Below are 18214 nucleotides of genomic sequence, written 5' to 3'. Positions count from 1 at the left end.
GGGGTCTTGACGTGCGGGAAGGGTTAGTCGGCGGTGGTGCGGGCCAGCGGGTTGGCCCGGGTGGAGTTGCGTACGGTGAAGACCACCGCGCCCGGCCGGTAGCGGTCGTCCGAGGTCTCCACGGGGCGGCCTTCGCCGCTGGTGGTGGTGCGGCGCACCCGCAGCAGCGGGCTGCCGCGCCGGACGCCGAGCTCCTTGGCGTCCACGGTGCCCGCGGCCACCGCGTCCAGGTGGTGCTCGCCGTGCGCGAAGACCAGGCCGGTGGAGTCCCGCAGGGCCGTCGTCACGGACTCGCAGTCGGCGGGCAGCCGCTCCACCGCGTCGGCGACCCAGCCGGCGTACACGGTGCGCTCAAGCAGCACCGGGTCCCCGTCGAGGGTTCGCTGTCGCCGTACGCGCAGCACCGGATCGCCGGGCGCGAGCCGCAGCAGGGCCGCCTCCTCGCCGTCCGCGGCGCCGCGCGCCGAGTCCAGGACCAGGCCGCCGGGGACGTGCCCGCCCGCCCTGGCCCACTGCGCGAAGCTGCGCAGCTCGCTGAAGCTCTGGCTCGGCGCGGTGGACATGACGACGTGCCTGGCGCCCTGCCGGGAGCCGATCAGCCCGGCGTCGAGCAGGGTGCCGATGGCGTGCCGGACCGTACCGCGCGAGACGTCGTACAGCGCGGCCAGTTCGGACTCCGACGGCAGGGCGCCGCCCACCGGGTACCGGCCGTCGGCGATGGCGTGGCGCAGGGCCTCGGTGATCTGCTGGTGCCGTCGGGTCACTGTGCTCCTCATGCTCCCCGCCGCTGGTGGGGCGGGGTGCTGCATCATGACATCTGTGCGCAGCATCATGCATCTCCCCAGGGCGGGAGGTCTGCTTCTTGCCACTTCCCCCAGCCTTAAACCTCCCTCTCTATAACGCTTTTGACCTGGGGTTTTATTGATGCGAATGCTTGGTCGAAGCAGTGGGGTGCTGCTAGTTTGCGCTGGCTTAGTGCTGTCGGCTTGTACATACAGGTGGCCGGCCGAGGACCCAGGAGTACAACGTGCACCCATCCCGTTCGCCCCGCCCCAGCCGCTCGCTCCTCCTTGTGGGGGCCGCACTCGCGACCGCCACTCTGGCCACCAGTTGTGGCTCGGCCCCCGACGCCGTCGGCGGCGGCAGCAAGGCCGCGACGGCGAGCTCGGCCGCGGACCTCGGCGGGATGGACAAGCTCGCCCTCGCGGCCGAGAAGGAGGGCGAGCTGAACGTCTACGCGCTCTCGCCCGACTGGGCCAACTACGGCGAGATGATCGAGACCTTCGAGAAGAAGTACAAGATCAAGGTCAACAACGAGAACCCCGGCGGCAGCAGCCAGCAGGCGCTGAACGCTGCCGCCAAGCGCAAGGGCCAGGACCGCGCCGTCGACGCGCTGGACCTCGGCACCGCGTACATGCAGAACGCCAAGGCGCAGAAGCTCCTCGCCCCGTACAAGGTCGAGGGCTGGGACAAGATACCCGCCGCGCAGAAGCAGCCCGACGGTTCGTACCTGAACAACTACGGCGGCTACGTCTCCATCGGCTGTGACGCCAAGGCCGTCAAGAAGTGCCCCGAGACCTTCGCGGAACTGCTCGACCCGGCGTACAAGAACAAGGTCGCCCTCAACGGCAACCCGACCGAGTCCAGCTCCGCGCTCGCCACGGTCTTCGCCGCCTCGCTCTCCAACGGCGGCTCGCTCGACGACATCCAGCCCGGCCTCGACTTCTTCAAGAAGCTCAAGGAGAAGGGCAACTACGTCCCCGCCGAGTCGACCCTCGCCACCATCCGGAAGGGCGAGACACCGATCTCGATCGACTGGGACTACCTGAACCTCGGGTACGGCGAGAAGCTCAAGGCCAAGGGCGTCGACTGGAAGGTCACCGTCCCCTCGGACGGTCAGTACTCCAACTACTACAACCAGGGCGTCAACAAGCACGCCCCGCACCCGGCCGCCACGCGCCTGTGGCTGGAGTTCATCTACAGCAACGAAGGCCAGAACATCTGGCTCAAGGGCTTCTCCCGCCCCGCCCTGTTCGAGGTCATGGACAAGGACGGCAGCGCCGACAAGGCCGCCGCCGCCAAGATCCCCGAGGTCAAAGGCACCCCCAAGACCGTGACGCCGCAGCAGGAGGCGAAGGCCAAGGAGGCCGTCGTCCAGGGCTGGGGCAAGGCGGTCAGCTGAGCATGACCGACCAAGTCGCCCCCACGGCCCCGGTGGCCGAGGCCGACGCGGTGAAGGGCGGCGCCGTCCCCACCCTCGGCGCCGCCCGCCCCCGCGGCCGGTCCGTGCGCCGCGGGCGCCGGCACCGCTGGCCCGCAGTCGTCCCGTACTTCCTCTTCCTCGCGCTCTGCTTCGGCCTGCCCGCCGGGACCATGGCGTACAACGCGTTCGTCGTCACCGACCCGGTGACCGGCGCGAGTGTGTACAGCCTCGCCAACCTGGAGGGCTCGCTCTCCGGCGCGTACGCGACCGGGGTACGCGTCGCGACGTTCCTCGGGGCGACGACCCGGCTGCACCTGGTCACCGACTCGGGGGTCGCCTTCAAGGCGGATCTGCCGAGCTGGGAGGCGGGGGAGCTGGGCGTGGGGGCGCGGTGCACGGTGACGCCGCACGAGAATCCGGTACTGGTGGCGCTGCGCTAAGGGCTGTCCCGCAATCCCTGGCAGGCGCACGACGACAGCTACGGCACCTCGCCGCGTTGTCGGAACGCCCGAATACGTCCAGTATGCGAACGCCCCTCCGCCTTGCGATGCACCGCATCTGACGCCGTGCGCTGATCCACCAGGGATTACGGGACAGCCCTTAGGCGTTTCCCTCACCCGCCCCTGCTCGCTGTGACCTTTCGCGGCTGCCGCCGGGTGTCCTGGAACGCCGGACGGGCCGAAAGAAATCCTTTCGGCCCGTCCGGCGTTCCAGCGTGTGCGGCAGGTGTCGCTAGACCAGCGCCCCGCCCGGCAGTTCCACCTTCGCGCCGAGCTCCACCAGCTTGGCCATGAAGTTCTCGTAGCCGCGGTTGATCAGGTCGATGCCGTGCACCCGCGACGTGCCCTGCGCGGCGAGTGCCGCGATCAGGTACGAGAAGCCGCCTCGCAGGTCGGGGATGACCAGGTCCGCGCCCTGCAGCTTCGTCGGGCCGCTGACGACCGCCGAGTGCAGGAAGTTGCGCTGGCCGAAACGGCAGTTGGAGCCGCCCAGGCACTCGCGGTACAGCTGGATGTGCGCGCCCATCTGGTTCAGCGCGGACGTGAAGCCGAGGCGCGACTCGTACACCGTCTCGTGGACGATCGACAGGCCCGAGGCCTGCGTCAGCGCCACGACCAGCGGCTGCTGCCAGTCCGTCTGGAAGCCGGGGTGCACGTCCGTCTCCAGCGCGATCGCGTTGAGCGGGCCGCCCGGGTGCCAGAAGCGGATGCCCTCGTCGTCGACCTCGAACGCGCCGCCGACCCGGCGGAACGTGTTCAGGAACGTCATCATCGAGCGCTGCTGCGCGCCGCGCACATAGATGTTGCCCTCGGTGGCGAGCGCCGCGGACGCCCAGGAGGCCGCCTCCAAGCGGTCCGAGAGCGCGCGGTGCGTGTAGCCGTCGAGCTTGTCGACACCGGTGATCCGGATGGTCCGGTCGGTGTCCATGGAGATGATCGCGCCCATCTTCTGCAGTACGCAGATGAGGTCCTCGATCTCCGGCTCCACGGCGGCGTTCGACAGCTCGGTGACGCCCTCGGCCAGCACGGCCGTCAGGAGCACCTGCTCGGTCGAGCCGACGGACGGGTACGGCAGCCGGATCTTGCAGCCGCGCAGGCGCTGCGGGGCCTCCAGGTACTGGCCGCCCTCGCGCTTCTCGATCGTCGCGCCGAACTGGCGCAGCACCTCGAAGTGGAAGTCGATCGGCCGACCGCCGATGTCGCAGCCGCCCAGGCCCGGAATGAAGGCATGGCCGAGGCGGTGCAGCAGCGGGCCGCAGAACAGGATCGGGATGCGCGAGGAGCCCGCGTGCGCGTCGATGTCGGCGACATTGGCGCTCTCGACGTGCGACGGGTCGAGGATCAGCTCACCCGGCTCGTCACCGGGACGTACCGTCACACCGTGCAGCTGCAGCAGCCCACGTACGACGCGCACATCGCGGATGTCGGGCACGTTGCGCAGCCGGCTGGGGCCGCTGCCGAGCAGCGCGGCGACCATCGCCTTCGGCACCAGGTTCTTCGCGCCGCGGACACGGATCTCGCCCTCGAGCGGGGTGCCGCCGTGGACAAGCAGTACATCGTCAGTGCCGGTCATGAATCTCGCGTTCCGGTGTCGTCGGACAGGTGGCCAAGGGGTAAGGGTAATGGCGTTACCCCCTGGTCCCGTAAGGCAAAGGGCCGCTCCGGCACGTCATGGGTTCGCCACAACACGCTGCGCTCCGGGTCGTCGGCGCAGGGTCACCGCCCGCGGCCGGTGCGCTCCTCCTGCTCCGGTGCGCCCTGAGCTGCGCGTGCCTGCTCATCGCAGTCCGCTCCCCCGGGAGGGCGAAGATGCGGGATCATGTCTGCCATGACGGAGGTGTCCTCGCTCACAGGACGGCTGCTGGTGGCCACGCCGGCGCTCGCGGACCCGAATTTCGAACGTGCGGTGGTGCTCCTCATCGACCATGACGATGAGGGTTCCCTCGGCGTGGTTCTCAACCGCCCGACCCCGGTGAGGGTCGGCGACATCCTGCTGCCCTGGGCCGCCCTCGCCGGTTCTCCCGGCGTCGTGTTCCAGGGCGGCCCGGTCTCACTCGACTCCGCGCTCGGCGTGGCGGTGGTCCCCGGTGACGAAGGCGCCACCCCGGGCTCCCGGACGCACCGGGGCGGGCGTGACCCCCTCGGCTGGCGCCGCGTCCACGGCGCCATCGGTCTGGTCGACCTGGAGGCCCCGCCGGAGCTGCTCGCCGCGGCGCTGGGCTCGCTGCGGATCTTCGCCGGGTACGCGGGCTGGGGCCCCGGACAGCTGGAGGAGGAGCTGGGCGACGGGGCGTGGTACGTCGTCGAGTCCGAGCCCGGCGACGTGTCGTCACCGGAGCCGGAGAGCCTGTGGCGCGCCGTACTGCGCAGGCAGCGCAACAAGCTCGCGGTCATCGCGACCTACCCGGACGACGCCTCGCTCAACTAGGGCGTGTCCGAGGGGTCGGCGGCTTGGCGCTCCCGTCGCCGCGCGAGCGTGGGTACCCTTGGATGCCATGAGCACTCTTGAGCCCGAGCCCCAGCCCCAGCCCGACCGAGGCACGGGTACGGGGACCCTCGTCGAGCCGGCGCCGCAGACGTCCCACGGGGATGGCGACCACGAGCGCTACGCCCATTACGTCCAGAAGGACAAGATCATGGCGAGTGCCCTGGAGGGCACCCCCGTCGTGGCGCTGTGCGGCAAGGTCTGGGTCCCGGGACGCGACCCGAAGAAGTACCCGGTCTGCCCGATGTGCAAGGAGATCTTCGAGGATCTCGGCGCGGGCGGTGGCAAGGACAAGGGCGGCAAGGACGGCAAGGGCGACAAGAAGTAGCGGCAGGACCACCACGTACGAACGGCCCCCGCGGAGCGCTGAACACGCTCCGTGGGGGCCTTTCGCGTTGCACGGGATGCTCCCCCTGGTCACAAGGTGGTTGAGACCTCTTGTTCGGGGGTGAGGGTGGCTTTAGCCTCCTGCTGTTGTGCAGCGCGAAACCGCCGTTGCGTATCCTGCAACGCCGACTCACAGGAGTCCCGGATGAAGCTCTCTGCTCGAATCACCGCGCCCGCCGCCGCACTTGTCCTGGCCGGACTCACCGCCACCGCCTGTGCCCCGCAGACCTCCGACAACAGTGCGAAGAAGGACGAGAAGAGCGGCACCCTGCGCGTCTGGCTCTTCCAGGAGGTCAGCAACAAGCCCAAGGAGAAGGTGGTCGACCGTGCGGTCGACGCCTTCCGGGCGAAGAACAAGGACGCCAGGGTCGAGATCGAGTACATACCGGTGGAGACCCGCGCCCAGCGGATCAAGGCCGCGTTCAACGACCCCAAGAGCGCACCGGACCTGATCGAGTACGGCAACACCGATACCGCGGGCTACGTCAAGGACGGCGGACTCGCCGACGTCACCGAGGAGTTCGGCGCCTGGGACGAGGCCAAGGACACCGACCCGACCGCCAAGGAGTCGGTGACGGTCGACGACAAGGTCTACGGCGCCCCGCTCTTCGTCGGCGTACGCGCCCTCTACTACCGCACCGACGTCTTCACGGACCTGGGCATCGAGCCACCCAAGTCGCAGGCCGAGCTGGTCTCCACCGCCAAGAAGATCCACAAGGAGAAGCCGGAGCTGTACGGGATCGCGGTCGGCGGCGCCTACACCTACGGCGCGATGCCTTTCATCTGGGCCAACGGCGGCGAGATCGCCGAGGAGGACGGCGGCACCTACAAGGCCGCCATCAACAGCCCGGCCGCCCAGAAGGGCATCAGGTCGTACACCTCGCTCTTCGGCGGCGACAACTGCCCGGCCGCCAAGTGTGCGGAGATGGGCGGCAACGACACCGTCACCGCCTTCGCCTCCGGCAAGGCGGCCATGGCGATCGGCGGCGACTTCAGCCACGCGGCCGTCGAGGCAGGCAGCGTGAAGGGCAAGTACGCGGTCGTGCCGCTGCCCAGCACCAAGGCGGGCGAGATCGCCCCGGCCTTCGCGGGCGGCAACAACCTCGGCGTACTCAAGAGCAGCTCGCACCGCACGCTCGCCGTCGACCTGATGAAGTCCCTGGCCGGCAAGAAGGCGCAGGCCGACCTGTTCGGCGCGATGGGCTTCCTGCCGACGTACACCGACGTCCGCAAGGAGGCCGCGCTCAAGGAGCCGTTCATCGAGCCCTTCATCGCGACGCTCGACGCGGGTGCCAAGGCCGCCCCGGCCTCGCCCGGCTGGGCGCAGATCGACTCCTCGCTGGTCCTGCCGACGATGTTCCAGGAGGTCGTCAGCGGCCGCAAGGACGTCGCCGCCGCATCCGGCGACGCCGCGAAGAAGATGAACGACGCCTTCGGATCAGCAGGTTGAGCCCGATGACACAGAACGCGACGGCGGACCCGGCCCCGGTACCCGCCGCGGTCCGCGAGAGCGCCGAGCCGCCCGCACCGCGCAAGCGGTCCGGGCGGCACGGCAGCCGCTGGACCCCCTGGCTCTACCTCGCGCCCGCCCTCGTCGTACTCGGCGGGCTGCTCATCTACCCCGTCTACCAGCTCGGCCTGATCTCCTTCCTGGAGTACACCCAGGCCCAGGTCAGCGGCGGCGAACCGACCACCTTCAAAGGTCTTGGGAACTACCAGGAGCTGTTCAACGACCCGCAGTTCTGGCAGGTCCTGCTCGCCACCGTGCTCTTCGCCGCGGCCTGCGTGCTCACCACCCTGGCGGTGGGCTGCACCCTCGCGGTCCTGCTGACCCGCATCAGGGCCCTGCCCCGGCTCATCCTGATGATGGCCGCCCTCGGCGCCTGGGCCACCCCGGCCATCACCGGGTCGACGGTCTGGGTCTTCCTCTTCGACCCGGACTTCGGCCCGGTCAACAAGGTCCTGGGCCTGGGCGACTTCTCCTGGACGTACGAGCGCTACAGCGCCTTCGCGCTCGTACTCCTCGAAGTCGTCTGGTGCTCGTTCCCGTTCGTGATGGTGACCGTCTACGCGGGCATCAAGGCGATCCCCGGCGAGGTCCTGGAGGCTGCCTCCCTCGACGGGGCCTCGCAGTGGCGGATCTGGCGGTCGGTCATGGCGCCGATGCTGCGGCCGATCCTGGTGGTCGTCACCATCCAGTCGATCATCTGGGACTTCAAGGTCTTCACCCAGATCTACGTCATGACCAACGGCGGAGGCATCGCCGGCCAGAACCTCGTACTCAATGTCTACGCCTACCAAAAGGCCTTCGCGTCCTCGCAGTACAGCCTGGGCTCGGCGATCGGGGTGGTGATGCTGGTGATCCTGCTGGCGGTCACCCTCGTGTACTTGCGGCTGCTGCGACGCCAGGGGGAAGAGCTGTGAGCTCGTCAATTTTTGTACGTGCCCGGGTACGCCGACCCTGGCGGCTGGCGGCGGAGGTCTCGGCGCTGCTGATCGCGGTGGCCGTGGCCTTCCCGCTCTACTGGATGGTCCTCTCCGCCTTCAAGCCGGCCGGTGAGATCCAGTCGAAGGACGCCAGGCCCTGGACGCTTTCGCCGTCCCTGGACTCCTTCCGGCGCGTCTTCGAGCAGGAGGAATTCGGCCGCTACTTCCTCAACAGCCTGCTGGTGGCGGGCACCGTGGTCATCGCGTCCGCGCTCATCGCGTTCCTGGCGGCGACGGCCGTGACCCGGTTCCGCTTCAAGTTCCGCACGACGCTGCTCATCATGTTCCTGGTGGCGCAGATGGTGCCGATCGAGGCGCTGACGATCCCGCTGTTCTTCCAGATGCGCGACTTCGGCATGCTCAACACGCTCGGCTCGCTGATCCTCCCGCACATCGCCTTCTCGCTGCCGTTCGCGGTGTGGATGCTGCGGGGCTTCGTCAAGGCGGTCCCCGAGGCGCTGGAGGAAGCGGCGTACATCGACGGCGCCAGCCGCACCCGCTTCCTGTGGCAGATCCTCTTCCCGCTGGTCTTCCCCGGCCTGGTCGCCACGAGCGTCTTCTCGTTCATCTCGACGTGGAACGACTTCCTCTTCGCCAAGTCCTTCATCATCAGCGACACCTCCCAGTCGACCCTGCCGATGGCGCTCCTGGTCTTTTTCAAGCCCGAGGAGAACGACTGGGGAGGGATCATGGCAGCCTCGACGGTGATGACCATCCCGGTACTGGTCTTCTTCGTACTCGTACAGCGACGCCTGGTCTCCGGACTGGGCGGAGCGGTTAAGGACTGACGTCATGCTCGATCTGGTCCCGGCACCCCCCGCCGCCGCCTGGGCGCCCCCCGCCCAGGGTCACTACCCCCTCGGCCGCGACACCGTTCTGGTCGCGCACCCCGGCACCGAGGGCGTCGCCCGCTGGCTGCGCGCCACGGTCGGCGCCGCGACCGGGCTGCCGCTGCCGGAAGGCGACGACAGCAGCCGCATCGAGCTGCGGATCGACCCCGAGGTCGAGGACGAGCTGGGCCCGGAGGGCTACCGCCTCGTCGTGGACGGCTATCTGGTGCTCCTGGTGGGCGGCAGCGCGGCGGGCGTCTTCTGGGGCGCGCAGACCCTGCGCCAGCTCCTCGGCCCGGACGCCTACCGGCGCGCGCCCCTCGACCCGGCGCGCGAGTGGTCGGTGCCGATGGTGGCCATCGAGGACAAGCCGCGCTTCGGCTGGCGCGGCCTGATGCTCGACGTGTCACGTCACTTCATGCCCAAGGACGGCGTCCTGCGCTACCTGGACCTGCTCGCCGCGCACAAGCTCAACGTCTTCCACTTCCACCTCACCGACGACCAGGGCTGGCGCGTCGAGATCAAGCGCCACCCGAAGCTCACCGAGATCGGCGGGTGGCGCGCGCGCACCAAATGGGGCCACCGGGCGTCCGGGCTGTGGACCGACACGCCACACGGCGGCTACTACACCCAGGACGACATCCGCGAGATCGTCGCGTACGCCGCCGAGCGGCACATCACCGTCGTCCCCGAGATCGACATCCCGGGCCACTCACAGGCCGCGATCACCGCGTACCCGGAGCTCGGCAACTCCGACGTCGTCGACACGGCGGCCATCGAGGTCTGGGACACCTGGGGCATCAACGCGAACGTCCTGGCGCCCACCGACGAAACCCTGCGCTTCTACGAGGGCGTCTTCGAGGAACTCCTCGCACTCTTCCCCTCCACCTTCATCCACGTCGGCGGCGACGAGGCGATGAAGGACCAGTGGAAGGCGTCCCCGGCCGCCCAGGCCCGGATGAAGGAACTGGGCCTGGCCGACGAGGACGAGCTGCAGTCCTGGTTCATCCGGCACTTCGACACCTGGCTGTCCGAGCGCGGGCGCCGGCTCATCGGCTGGGACGAGATCCTCGAAGGCGGCCTCGCGCCCGGCGCCGCGGTGTCGTCCTGGCGCGGGTACGCGGGCGGCATCGCCGCGGCCAAGGCCGGACACGACGTCGTCATGTGCCCCGAGCAGCAGGTGTACTTGGACCACCGGCAGGACGGCGGTCCGGACGAGCCGATGCCCATCGGATACGTACGCACCCTGGAGGACGTCTACCGCTTCGAGCCCGTACCGCCGCAGCTCACCGAGGAGGAGGCGCGTCACGTCATCGGCACCCAGGCCAACGTATGGACCGAGGTGATGGAGAACCAGGGCCGCGTCGACTACCAGACGTTCCCGCGCCTCGCAGCCTTCGCCGAGGTCGCCTGGTCGGCGCTGCCCGCCCCCGCGGACCGCGACTTCGCCGGCTTCGAGACGCGGATGGCCGGGCACTACGCCCGACTTGACGCGATGGGCGTCGGCTACCGCCCGCCGGGCGGCCCGTTGCCGTGGCAGAAGCGGCCCGCTCCCGAAGGGATGACGGCCAGTCTCGGACGCCCGATCGAGGGTGCGCCCCCGAACGTGTGAGAGGCCCGCGAGCCGGCTGCCCCGCCGTCCGGGGCCTGGGACCGTGGAGGCGCCGGCCCGGTACAACTCGAAGCCCCGGACGGCATAAGTCGTACAACGGTCACGGAAGAGTGGCATTTCGCACGCACCGCCAATGACGTGCGAAAGCGGACCAATGCCCTGGTCGGGGACGAGAGTCCCCTGGTGGACCCTCGCGTCGGACGGTTCGCGAGATGTGCCAGAGTTGCCACGTCCGGGCTGTGAGCACGTACCGTACGGCGCAACAGACGGCACAGCCGGGACACCGGGAAGGGGCAGCTGGGTTGACCACGCACGCACCGCAGGCAGCGCAGTCCGTGACGCTCCCGGCCTCGCTCGACGAGGCCGTGGCGGCGCTCACCGCCATGCCTGCCGCCGTGCCCGTCGCAGGCGGCACGGACCTGATGGCATCGGTGAACTCCGGGCAGCTGAGGCCCGCCGCCCTGGTCGGGCTCGGCCGGATCAGCGAGATCCGCGGCTGGCAGTACCAGGACGGCCACGCGCTGCTCGGCGCGGGCCTCACCCACGCCCGGATGGGACGGCCCGACTTCGCGGCCCTCATCCCGGCGCTGGCCGCCGCGGCGCGCGCCGCCGGCCCACCGCAGATCCGCAACGCCGGAACGCTGGGCGGCAACATCGTCACCGGCGCCCCGACCGGCGACGCGCTGCCCGTCCTGGCCGCGCTGGAAGCCACCCTGGTGGTCGCGGGACCGGGCGGCGCGCGCCGCACGATCCCCGTGTCCCATCTGCTGGCCGGCCGCGAAATGCTCGGCGCCGGCGAACTCATCGGCTTCGTACGGGTGCCACTGCTGCACGCCCCGCAGGTGTTCTTCAAGGCCACCGGGCGCACCGGGCCCGGCCGCGCCACCGCCTCCGTCGCCCTGGTCCTCGATCCGGCGCGGCGCGAGGTGCGCTGCGCGGTCGGCGCGATCGCGCCGATGCCGCTGCGCCCCATGGAGGCGGAGCGCTGGATCGCCTCGCTCATCGAGTGGGACGCGGACCGCAAGCTGGCGCCCGAGGCGTGCGCCGCGTTCGGCGAGTACGTCGCCGCCGCGTGCATCCCTGACCCGGCGCCGGCGGTGGACGGGGGAGAGGCACCCCCCGCGCTGCTGCCCGCCGTACTGCACCTGCGGCGCACGGTCGCCACGCTGGCCCGACGGGCGCTGGGGAGGGCACTGTCATGAACGAGCACGACCCCGAGAACGGGCACGAGAACGGGCACGAGAACGGGCACGGGGCCCCCGGAGCCCCGCGGGCCCCCGGCGGCTGGCAGCCGATCCCGCAGGGCGGCGAGTACGACGCGGACGCCACGGCGTTCGTGCAGCTGCCCGAGGGCATGACGGGCATCGGTGAGCCCCTGGCCGCGCCGGGCCACGACTACGTACCGCCGCCGCACATCACGCCGCAGGGCGCCCCGCACGACGCTCCGCACGGCCCGGTGGCGCCGGGCACGGACGCCGGTCCGGGCGCGACCGGGACCTGGAGCCTGCCGCCGCTGCCCGGCGAGCTGCGCTGGCCGGAGCCGGGAGCCGCACCCGCCCAGGCTCCGCTTCCCCCGCACGAGTCGGGCGCCACGGGCCAGTGGGACTTCGGCGACAACAGGAGCGACGCGGGGAGCGACACCGGGGCCGGTGGCGGCGCACCCGACCCGGGCGTTTCCGCGTCCGAGCTCACGGGCCAGTGGACCATCCCGGTGGCCAACGGTGATCTCCCGGACGAATCGGGCGAGTTCACCACCTCGGCCCTCGCCTCCCAGTGGTCCGGCGGCCGGCCCCCGGTGACCTTGCCGGGCGGTGCCAGCGCACCCTGGGCGAACACGGACGACGCGGGCATGACGCTGCCGGGCGGCGCGCCCGCCCCCTGGGCCGCGGCGCTCGCCCAGGAACACGCGCCGGCCCCGGAGACAGCTCAGGAGCACGCGCCGGCCCCGGAAACCGCACAGGAATCGGCGTCGTCCGCGATCCCGATGCCGCCGCTGTCCTCGCAGGAGCCGCAGCCGCAGCCGGACGAGGCCGCCCCACAGCCGTCGGACGCGGTCGCGCACGCCGCACCCGAGGCGGACATCCCCCCCGAGCCGGAAGCTGAGGCCGCGCCCGAACAGGTCGCCCCCCTCGCCGAACCGGTCCCCAGCGAGCACCCCCACGCCTCCTACGTCCTGCGGGTGAACGGCGCCGACCGGCCCGTCACCGAGGCCTGGATCGGCGAGTCCCTCCTGTACGTCCTGCGCGAGCGCCTCGGCCTCGCCGGCGCCAAGGACGGCTGCTCCCAGGGCGAGTGCGGCGCCTGCGCCGTGCAGGTCGACGGCCGTCTCGTCGCCTCCTGCCTGGTGCCGGCCGCCACCACCGCCGGCAGTGAGGTGCGTACCGTCGAGGGCCTGGCCACCGACGGCGAGCCCTCCGACGTACAGCGCGCGCTGGCCACCTGCGGCGCCGTCCAGTGCGGCTTCTGCGTGCCCGGCATGGCCATGACCGTGCACGACCTCCTTGAGGGCAACCACGCCCCCAGCGAGTTGGAGACCCGCCAGGCCCTGTGCGGCAACCTCTGCCGCTGCTCGGGCTACCGCGGTGTCCTCGAAGCGGTACGCGAAGTGGTCGCCGAGCGAGGCGCGAGCACCGCCGACGAAGCGCGCATCCCGCACCAGGCACCGCCGGGCGCCGGCAGTGTCCAGCAGCAGCCCCACCCGCACGACGGAGGCATGGCGTGACCAACGACGCGGCCACCGCGACCGGCAGCCCGGCGGTCGGGGGCGCTCCGCAGGAGCCGCCCGCCCACGGGCTCGGCGCCTCGCTCCCGCCGGCCGACGCCCGCGCGAAGACCGAGGGCACCTTCCCCTACGCGGCCGACCTGTGGGCCGAAGGCCTGCTGTGGGCCGCCGTGCTGCGCTCCCCGCACGCACACGCCCGCATCGTCTCGATCGACACCACCGCCGCTTCCGAGATGCCCGGTGTCCGCGTCGTGGTCACCCACGAGGACGTGCCGGGCGACCCCGCGCACGGCCGGACCGTCGCCGACCGCCCCGTCTTCGCCTCCGTGCTGGTCCGCCACCACGGCGAGGCCATCGCCGCGGTGGCCGCCGACCACCCCGACACCGCGCGCCTCGCCGCCGCCGCCATCGCCGTCGAGTACGAGATCCTGGACCCGGTCACCGACCCGGAGCAGGCGTTCGCCGCCGAACCCCTGCACCCCGACGGCAACCTGATCCGGCACATCCCGCTGAGCTTCGGCGACCCCGAGGTCGCCGGCGAGGTGATCGTCGAGGGCCTCTACCGCATCGGCCGCCAGGACCCGGCCCCCATCGGCGCGGAAGCGGGCCTCGCGGTCCCCCGCCCCGACGGCGGCGTCGAGATCTACACCGCCTCCACCGACCCGCACACCGACCGCGACCGTGCGGCGGCCTGCTTCGGCCTGGAGCAGGAGCGCGTGAAGGTCGTGGTGACGGGGGTCCCCGGAGCCACCGGCGACCGCGAGGACGGCAGCTTCCAGATCCCGCTGGGCCTGCTGGCGCTGCGCACCGGCTGCCCGGTCAAGCTCGCCGCGACCCGCGAGGAGTCCTTCCTCGGCCACGCCCACCGCCACCCGACCCTGCTGCGCTACCGCCACCACGCGGACGCCGAGGGCCGTCTGGTGAAGGTGGAGGCGCAGATCCTCCTCGACGCGGGCGCCTACGCCGACTCCTCGTCCGAGTCGCTGGCCGCCGCTGTCGCCTTCGCCTGCGGCCCGTACGTCGTCCCGCACGCCTTCATCGAGGGCTGGGCCGTACGCACCAACAATCCCCCGTCCGGCCATGTCCGCGGCGAGGGCGCCCTCCAGGTCTGCGCGGCCTACGAGGGCCAGATGGACAAGCTCGCGACGAAGCTGGGCCTGGACCCGGCCGAGCTGCGCCTGCGCAACGTCCTGGCCACCGGCGACCTGCTGCCCACCGGACAGACGGTCACCTGCCCGGCCCCCGTCGCCGAACTCCTGCGCGCGGTACGGGACTTCCGCCTCCCCACCCTGCCCAAGGACTCCCCGGAGGACGACTGGCTGCTGCCTGGCGGCCCGGAGGGCGCGGGCGAGCCCGGCGCCGTACGCCGCGGAGTCGGCTACGCCCTAGGCATGGTCCACATGCTCGGCGCGGAGGGCACCGACGAGGTCTCGACCGCGACGGTGAAGGTCCACGACGGCGTCGCGACGGTCATCTGCGCGGCGGTCGAGACCGGCCAGGGTTTCTCCACGCTCGCCCGCCAGATCGTCCAGGAGACCTTGGGCATCGACGAGGTGCGCGTGGCCTCGGTCGACACGGACCAGCCCCCGGCGGGACCTGCGACGCACGGCCGCCACACCTGGGTGTCGGGCGGCGCGGTGGAACGCGCGGCGAAGATGGTCCGCACCCAGCTGCTCCAGCCCCTCGCCCACAAGTTCGGCATGTCCACGGAGCTGCTCCAGATCGCCGACGGCAAGATCACCTCGTACGACGGAGTCCTCTCCACCACCGTCACCGAGGCGATGGACGGCAAGGAACTGTGGGCAACCGCCCAGTGCAGACCCCACCCGACCGAGCCCCTCGACGACATGGGCCAGGGCGACGCCTTCGTCGGGCTCGCCTTCTGCGCGATCCGCGCGATCGTCGACGTGGACATCGAACTGGGCTCCATCCGGGTGGTCGAAATGGCCGTGGCCCAGGACGTGGGCCGCGTCCTCAACCCGGCGCAACTGGTCTCCCGGATCGAGGCGGGCGTAACCCAGGGCGTGGGCGCGGCGCTGACCGAGAACCTCCGCACCCCCCGCGGCCTGGTCCGCCACCCCGACCTGACGTACTACGCGCTGCCGACGTCCCTGGACGCCCCGGACATCCGCATCGTGAAACTCGTCGAGGAACGCGACGTGGTGGCCCCCTTCGGCGCGAAGGCGGCCAGCGCGATCCCGGTGGTCACCTCCCCGGCGGCGGTCGCCTCGGCGGTCCGGGCCGCGACCGGCCGCCCTATCAACCGCCTCCCGATCAGGCCCCAGGCGGCCGTGGGCGTGGCCAACGCGTAACGGGTCGTCGCTGTTGCCTCGCGCGGACCCTTGTCCTGACGCGGTGGTCCAGGCCACCATCGATCATGATCGCGACTGACGGGCCGGCTCGAAAGACGTGAGGGGCTTCATGAGCAGCGACATGAGCACAACCGTTACGGACTCCGGGGCGGACGGCGGTACGGGCCTGAGCCGGCGGCGGTTCGCGGTGCTGGCCGGCGTGGGTGTCGCCGCCGCCGCGCTCCCCGGGACCGCCGCGCGTGCGGCCCCGGCCGTACGCCCCGCCTATCTCGGTACGTACACCTCGCAGCCGGGCGGCGGCACCGGCATCGGGCTGGCCGCCTACCGGCCCGGCAGCGGGCGGCTCACCCCGACCGGGGTGCTCGGCGGCGTCGCCAACCCCTCGTTCCTCGCGCTCTCGCCCGACGGCAGGACGCTGTTCGCCGTCGACGAGCGGGCCGAGGGTGCGGTCACCGCCGTGCGGGTGGGGCGCGGCGCGCCCGAGGTGCTCGGCAGCCGGGGCACCGGCGGGGCCGACCCCTGCCACCTTTCCGTGCACCCCGGCGGGCGCTTCCTGTTCAGCGCGAACTACACGGGCGGCAGCGTCTGCGTGCACCCCGTCGGGCGCGACGGGACACTGGGCGAAGCCAGTGACGTCCTACAGCACAAGGGGTCGGGGCCCGACCCGGAGCGGCAGGAGGGCCCGCACGCGCACATGGTGGTCATGGACCCGGCCGGCCGGTACGTCCTCGCGGTCGACCTGGGCACCGACACCGTCCACACCTACCGCCTGGACACCGGCAGCGGGCGCCTCCAGGAGCGAAGCCGCGCCGCGCTGAGGCCCGGGGCCGGGCCGCGTCATCTGGCCTTCCACCCGTCCGGCACGCAGGCGTACATCGTGAACGAGCTCGACAGTACGGTCGTGGTCTGCGACTACGACCGCCGAACGGGGGCGCTGACCCCGGGTATCCCGCAGCCCGCCCTGCCGCCCGGCACCGAGCTCCCGGAGCGCAACTACCCGGCCGGGGTACTGGTTTCGCCGGACGGGCGGTACCTCTACGTCTCCAACCGCGGCCACGACAGCCTGGCCGTCTTCGCCGTCGAGTGCGGCGGCGCGGCCCTGCGACCGGTGTCCGTCACACCGTCGGGCGGCTCGTACCCACGGCACATCGCACTCGACCCGTCCGGCACGCTGCTGTTCGCCGCCAACCAGAAGTCCGGCACGGTGACGACCTTCCGGGTGGACCGCGCCACGGGCCGGCTGTCCTCGGCGGGCGCGCCGCTGAAGGCTCCGATCCCGGTGTGCGTGCTGCCCGGCTAGGGAGCCCGGGGAGCCGTCCGGGTGTTGCCGTCCGTCGCGTTGTCAGTGGTGGCGATTAACCTTCTGGGTACGTGGTGACATCGGCTCGGGGGAGGAACGCCATGCAGGTCGTGAGGGTTGTCCAGGAGGAACTGCACCCGCTGGTGGTGCACGGGCCCACCCGGGCGCGGCTGTCCGGCGAAGGGCTGCCGAGGCAGACCGCGCTGCTGGGGTTCGGGCCGGTTGCCGAGGGGCGCATGACGACGGTCGCGGAGCAGTACGAGCACGCGGTGAAGCTGCCGGACGGGGTGGGGGAGATGCTCGTGATCGGGCACCTCATCGACGCGGACGGCGAGGAGCTGGAGGAGATCGTCCTCGACGGGCGGACCGGACGGGTCGCGCTGGCCGACATCGAAAGCCGCTTCCTCGAAGCACGGCCGCTCGCCACCGACCTGGACACGCTGCTGCGCATGGCCGGTGCGGTCGAGGAACTGGCCTCCGGGGCCGGGGAGTTCGGGGGACGGTTCGCCGGGCAATACGGCCCGGAGGCGGTCACACGGCTCACTGAGGCCCTGCGGGAGGTCGCGGACGAGGACTGCGACTACTGGACGATCGCGACCCGGATACGGCCGCTGGCGTGCATCGCGGGACCTGGTGACGGGCTGCGGCTCCAGCTGCCCGAGGGGCTGCTCGACGCGGAGTTCGGGGCGGAGTCCGGGGCTGGGCCCGGCGCGAGGTCCGAGGCGGACTCCGGAGTGGGCGAGGTGGCGCGGTTCGCGGACGCCGACCTGCCGACCGCGCTCACACACGAACCGACGCGGCGGTTCCTGCGGGACGTGGGGCTGCCGGTGGACGGCGGGATGTTCACCCTCGACGAGGACCGGCCCGCACGGACTCTCGCGGAGGTGTACGCGCATCAGGGCAAGGACCTGCTGCCGGAGCGTGCGGACCGCCTGATCTGCCTCGGCTATCTCGTCGAGGACATCGACCTCGTGGTCGACGGGGCCACCGGCCTGGTCCTGGGCCGGCACGTCGAGGACGCCGGGCTGCGGCCGGTCAACGCGGATGTGTCGACGCTGGCCTTTACTCTCTGGCTGCTGCGCCGGACGCGGGCGGTGGACGCCGAGCACAAGGTCACCGACGAGTCGTACGCCGTCCTGGCGGCCACGCTGCGGGAGATCCTGGCCGAGGTCGACCCGGTCGCGTGCGACCACGCGGCGGGCGGCATACGGGGCGACGACGGCTGGCGGTACTGGCCGGAGGCGCTCGACGAGGAGGCGGGCGGCGCTCTCTGACGCCGAGGTCCGGTGCGGGGCGGTGGGCGCGATCCGGGCGGCGGCGCTCCGGTCGGCCGGGCCGGGAGTGCGCCGGACGCCAGTAGGGCGGTACCCCGTGGG

General features: G+C 71.6%; 15 protein-coding genes. 13 read left to right on the top strand and 2 right to left on the bottom strand.

Features of this window, described 5'->3' with window-relative positions; all coding sequences use genetic code 11:
* Positions 1-23: 23 nt before the first annotated feature.
* Positions 24-764 (bottom strand): GntR family transcriptional regulator, encoded by a 741-nt coding sequence (locus QMK30_RS05840; protein ID WP_283516058.1) that lies wholly within the window; start codon positions 762-764, stop codon positions 24-26.
* Between the two features lie 308 nt (positions 765-1072).
* Here QMK30_RS05840 and QMK30_RS05835 point away from each other — a divergent pair, with 308 nt between their 5' ends.
* Together QMK30_RS05835 and QMK30_RS05830 are read left to right on the top strand one after the other, a co-directional pair.
* Positions 1073-2182 carry an ABC transporter substrate-binding protein gene (locus QMK30_RS05835; protein WP_283516122.1) on the top strand — a complete coding sequence of 370 codons (1110 nt, stop codon included), beginning with the start codon at positions 1073-1075 and terminating at the stop codon, positions 2180-2182.
* A gap of 2 nt (positions 2183-2184) precedes the next feature.
* Entirely contained in the window at positions 2185-2643 is a 459-nt protein-coding gene (locus tag QMK30_RS05830; RefSeq protein WP_283516057.1) for a hypothetical protein, read from the top strand.
* 292 nt (positions 2644-2935) lie between these two features.
* Here QMK30_RS05830 and murA read toward each other — a convergent pair whose 3' ends face one another.
* Positions 2936-4276: a UDP-N-acetylglucosamine 1-carboxyvinyltransferase gene (gene murA / locus QMK30_RS05825; RefSeq protein WP_283516056.1), complete on the bottom strand. Its 1341-nt coding sequence runs from the start codon at positions 4274-4276 to the stop codon at positions 2936-2938.
* A 255-nt stretch (positions 4277-4531) separates the two neighbouring features.
* On the opposite strand from murA, the gene QMK30_RS05820 reads away from it, so the two are divergent.
* The 11 genes from QMK30_RS05820 to QMK30_RS05770 all read left to right on the top strand — a co-directional run bounded on the left by QMK30_RS05820 (position 4532) and on the right by QMK30_RS05770 (position 18112).
* A complete protein-coding gene (locus tag QMK30_RS05820) occupies positions 4532-5131 on the top strand; it encodes a YqgE/AlgH family protein (protein WP_283516121.1) in 600 nt (199 codons plus the stop codon).
* A 67-nt stretch (positions 5132-5198) separates the two neighbouring features.
* Positions 5199-5516, top strand: coding sequence for a DUF3039 domain-containing protein (locus QMK30_RS05815; RefSeq protein WP_283516055.1), 318 nt, complete (start codon positions 5199-5201; stop codon positions 5514-5516).
* A 204-nt stretch (positions 5517-5720) separates the two neighbouring features.
* Positions 5721-7025, top strand: coding sequence for an extracellular solute-binding protein (locus QMK30_RS05810; protein WP_283516054.1), 1305 nt, complete (start codon positions 5721-5723; stop codon positions 7023-7025).
* A 5-nt stretch (positions 7026-7030) separates the two neighbouring features.
* Positions 7031-7999: a carbohydrate ABC transporter permease gene (locus tag QMK30_RS05805; protein WP_283516053.1), complete on the top strand. Its 969-nt coding sequence runs from the start codon at positions 7031-7033 to the stop codon at positions 7997-7999.
* Entirely contained in the window at positions 7996-8850 is an 855-nt protein-coding gene (locus tag QMK30_RS05800; protein WP_283516052.1) for a carbohydrate ABC transporter permease, read from the top strand. The genes QMK30_RS05805 and QMK30_RS05800 overlap by 4 nt, the downstream gene beginning before the upstream one ends.
* A gap of 4 nt (positions 8851-8854) precedes the next feature.
* A complete protein-coding gene (locus tag QMK30_RS05795) occupies positions 8855-10504 on the top strand; it encodes a beta-N-acetylhexosaminidase (protein ID WP_283516051.1) in 1650 nt (549 codons plus the stop codon).
* A 302-nt stretch (positions 10505-10806) separates the two neighbouring features.
* On the top strand, positions 10807-11706 hold the full coding sequence (locus QMK30_RS05790) for an FAD binding domain-containing protein (RefSeq protein ID WP_283516050.1): 900 nt from the start codon (positions 10807-10809) through the stop codon (positions 11704-11706).
* Positions 11703-13226 carry a (2Fe-2S)-binding protein gene (locus QMK30_RS05785; RefSeq protein WP_283516049.1) on the top strand — a complete coding sequence of 508 codons (1524 nt, stop codon included), beginning with the start codon at positions 11703-11705 and terminating at the stop codon, positions 13224-13226. Before QMK30_RS05790 ends, QMK30_RS05785 begins: the two co-directional genes overlap by 4 nt.
* Positions 13223-15538 carry a xanthine dehydrogenase family protein molybdopterin-binding subunit gene (locus QMK30_RS05780; protein ID WP_283516048.1) on the top strand — a complete coding sequence of 772 codons (2316 nt, stop codon included), beginning with the start codon at positions 13223-13225 and terminating at the stop codon, positions 15536-15538. Before QMK30_RS05785 ends, QMK30_RS05780 begins: the two co-directional genes overlap by 4 nt.
* Positions 15539-15659: 121 nt before the next feature.
* A complete protein-coding gene (locus tag QMK30_RS05775) occupies positions 15660-16838 on the top strand; it encodes a lactonase family protein (protein ID WP_283516047.1) in 1179 nt (392 codons plus the stop codon).
* 101 nt (positions 16839-16939) lie between these two features.
* Entirely contained in the window at positions 16940-18112 is a 1173-nt protein-coding gene (locus tag QMK30_RS05770) for an SUKH-4 family immunity protein (protein ID WP_283516046.1), read from the top strand.
* Positions 18113-18214 lie beyond the last annotated feature (102 nt).

Origin of the sequence: Streptomyces sp. H27-C3 (genome assembly GCF_030063415.1) — a bacterium.
Lineage (GTDB): Bacteria > Actinomycetota > Actinomycetes > Streptomycetales > Streptomycetaceae > Streptomyces.
This window is presented reverse-complemented; position numbering and strand designations above follow the sequence as displayed.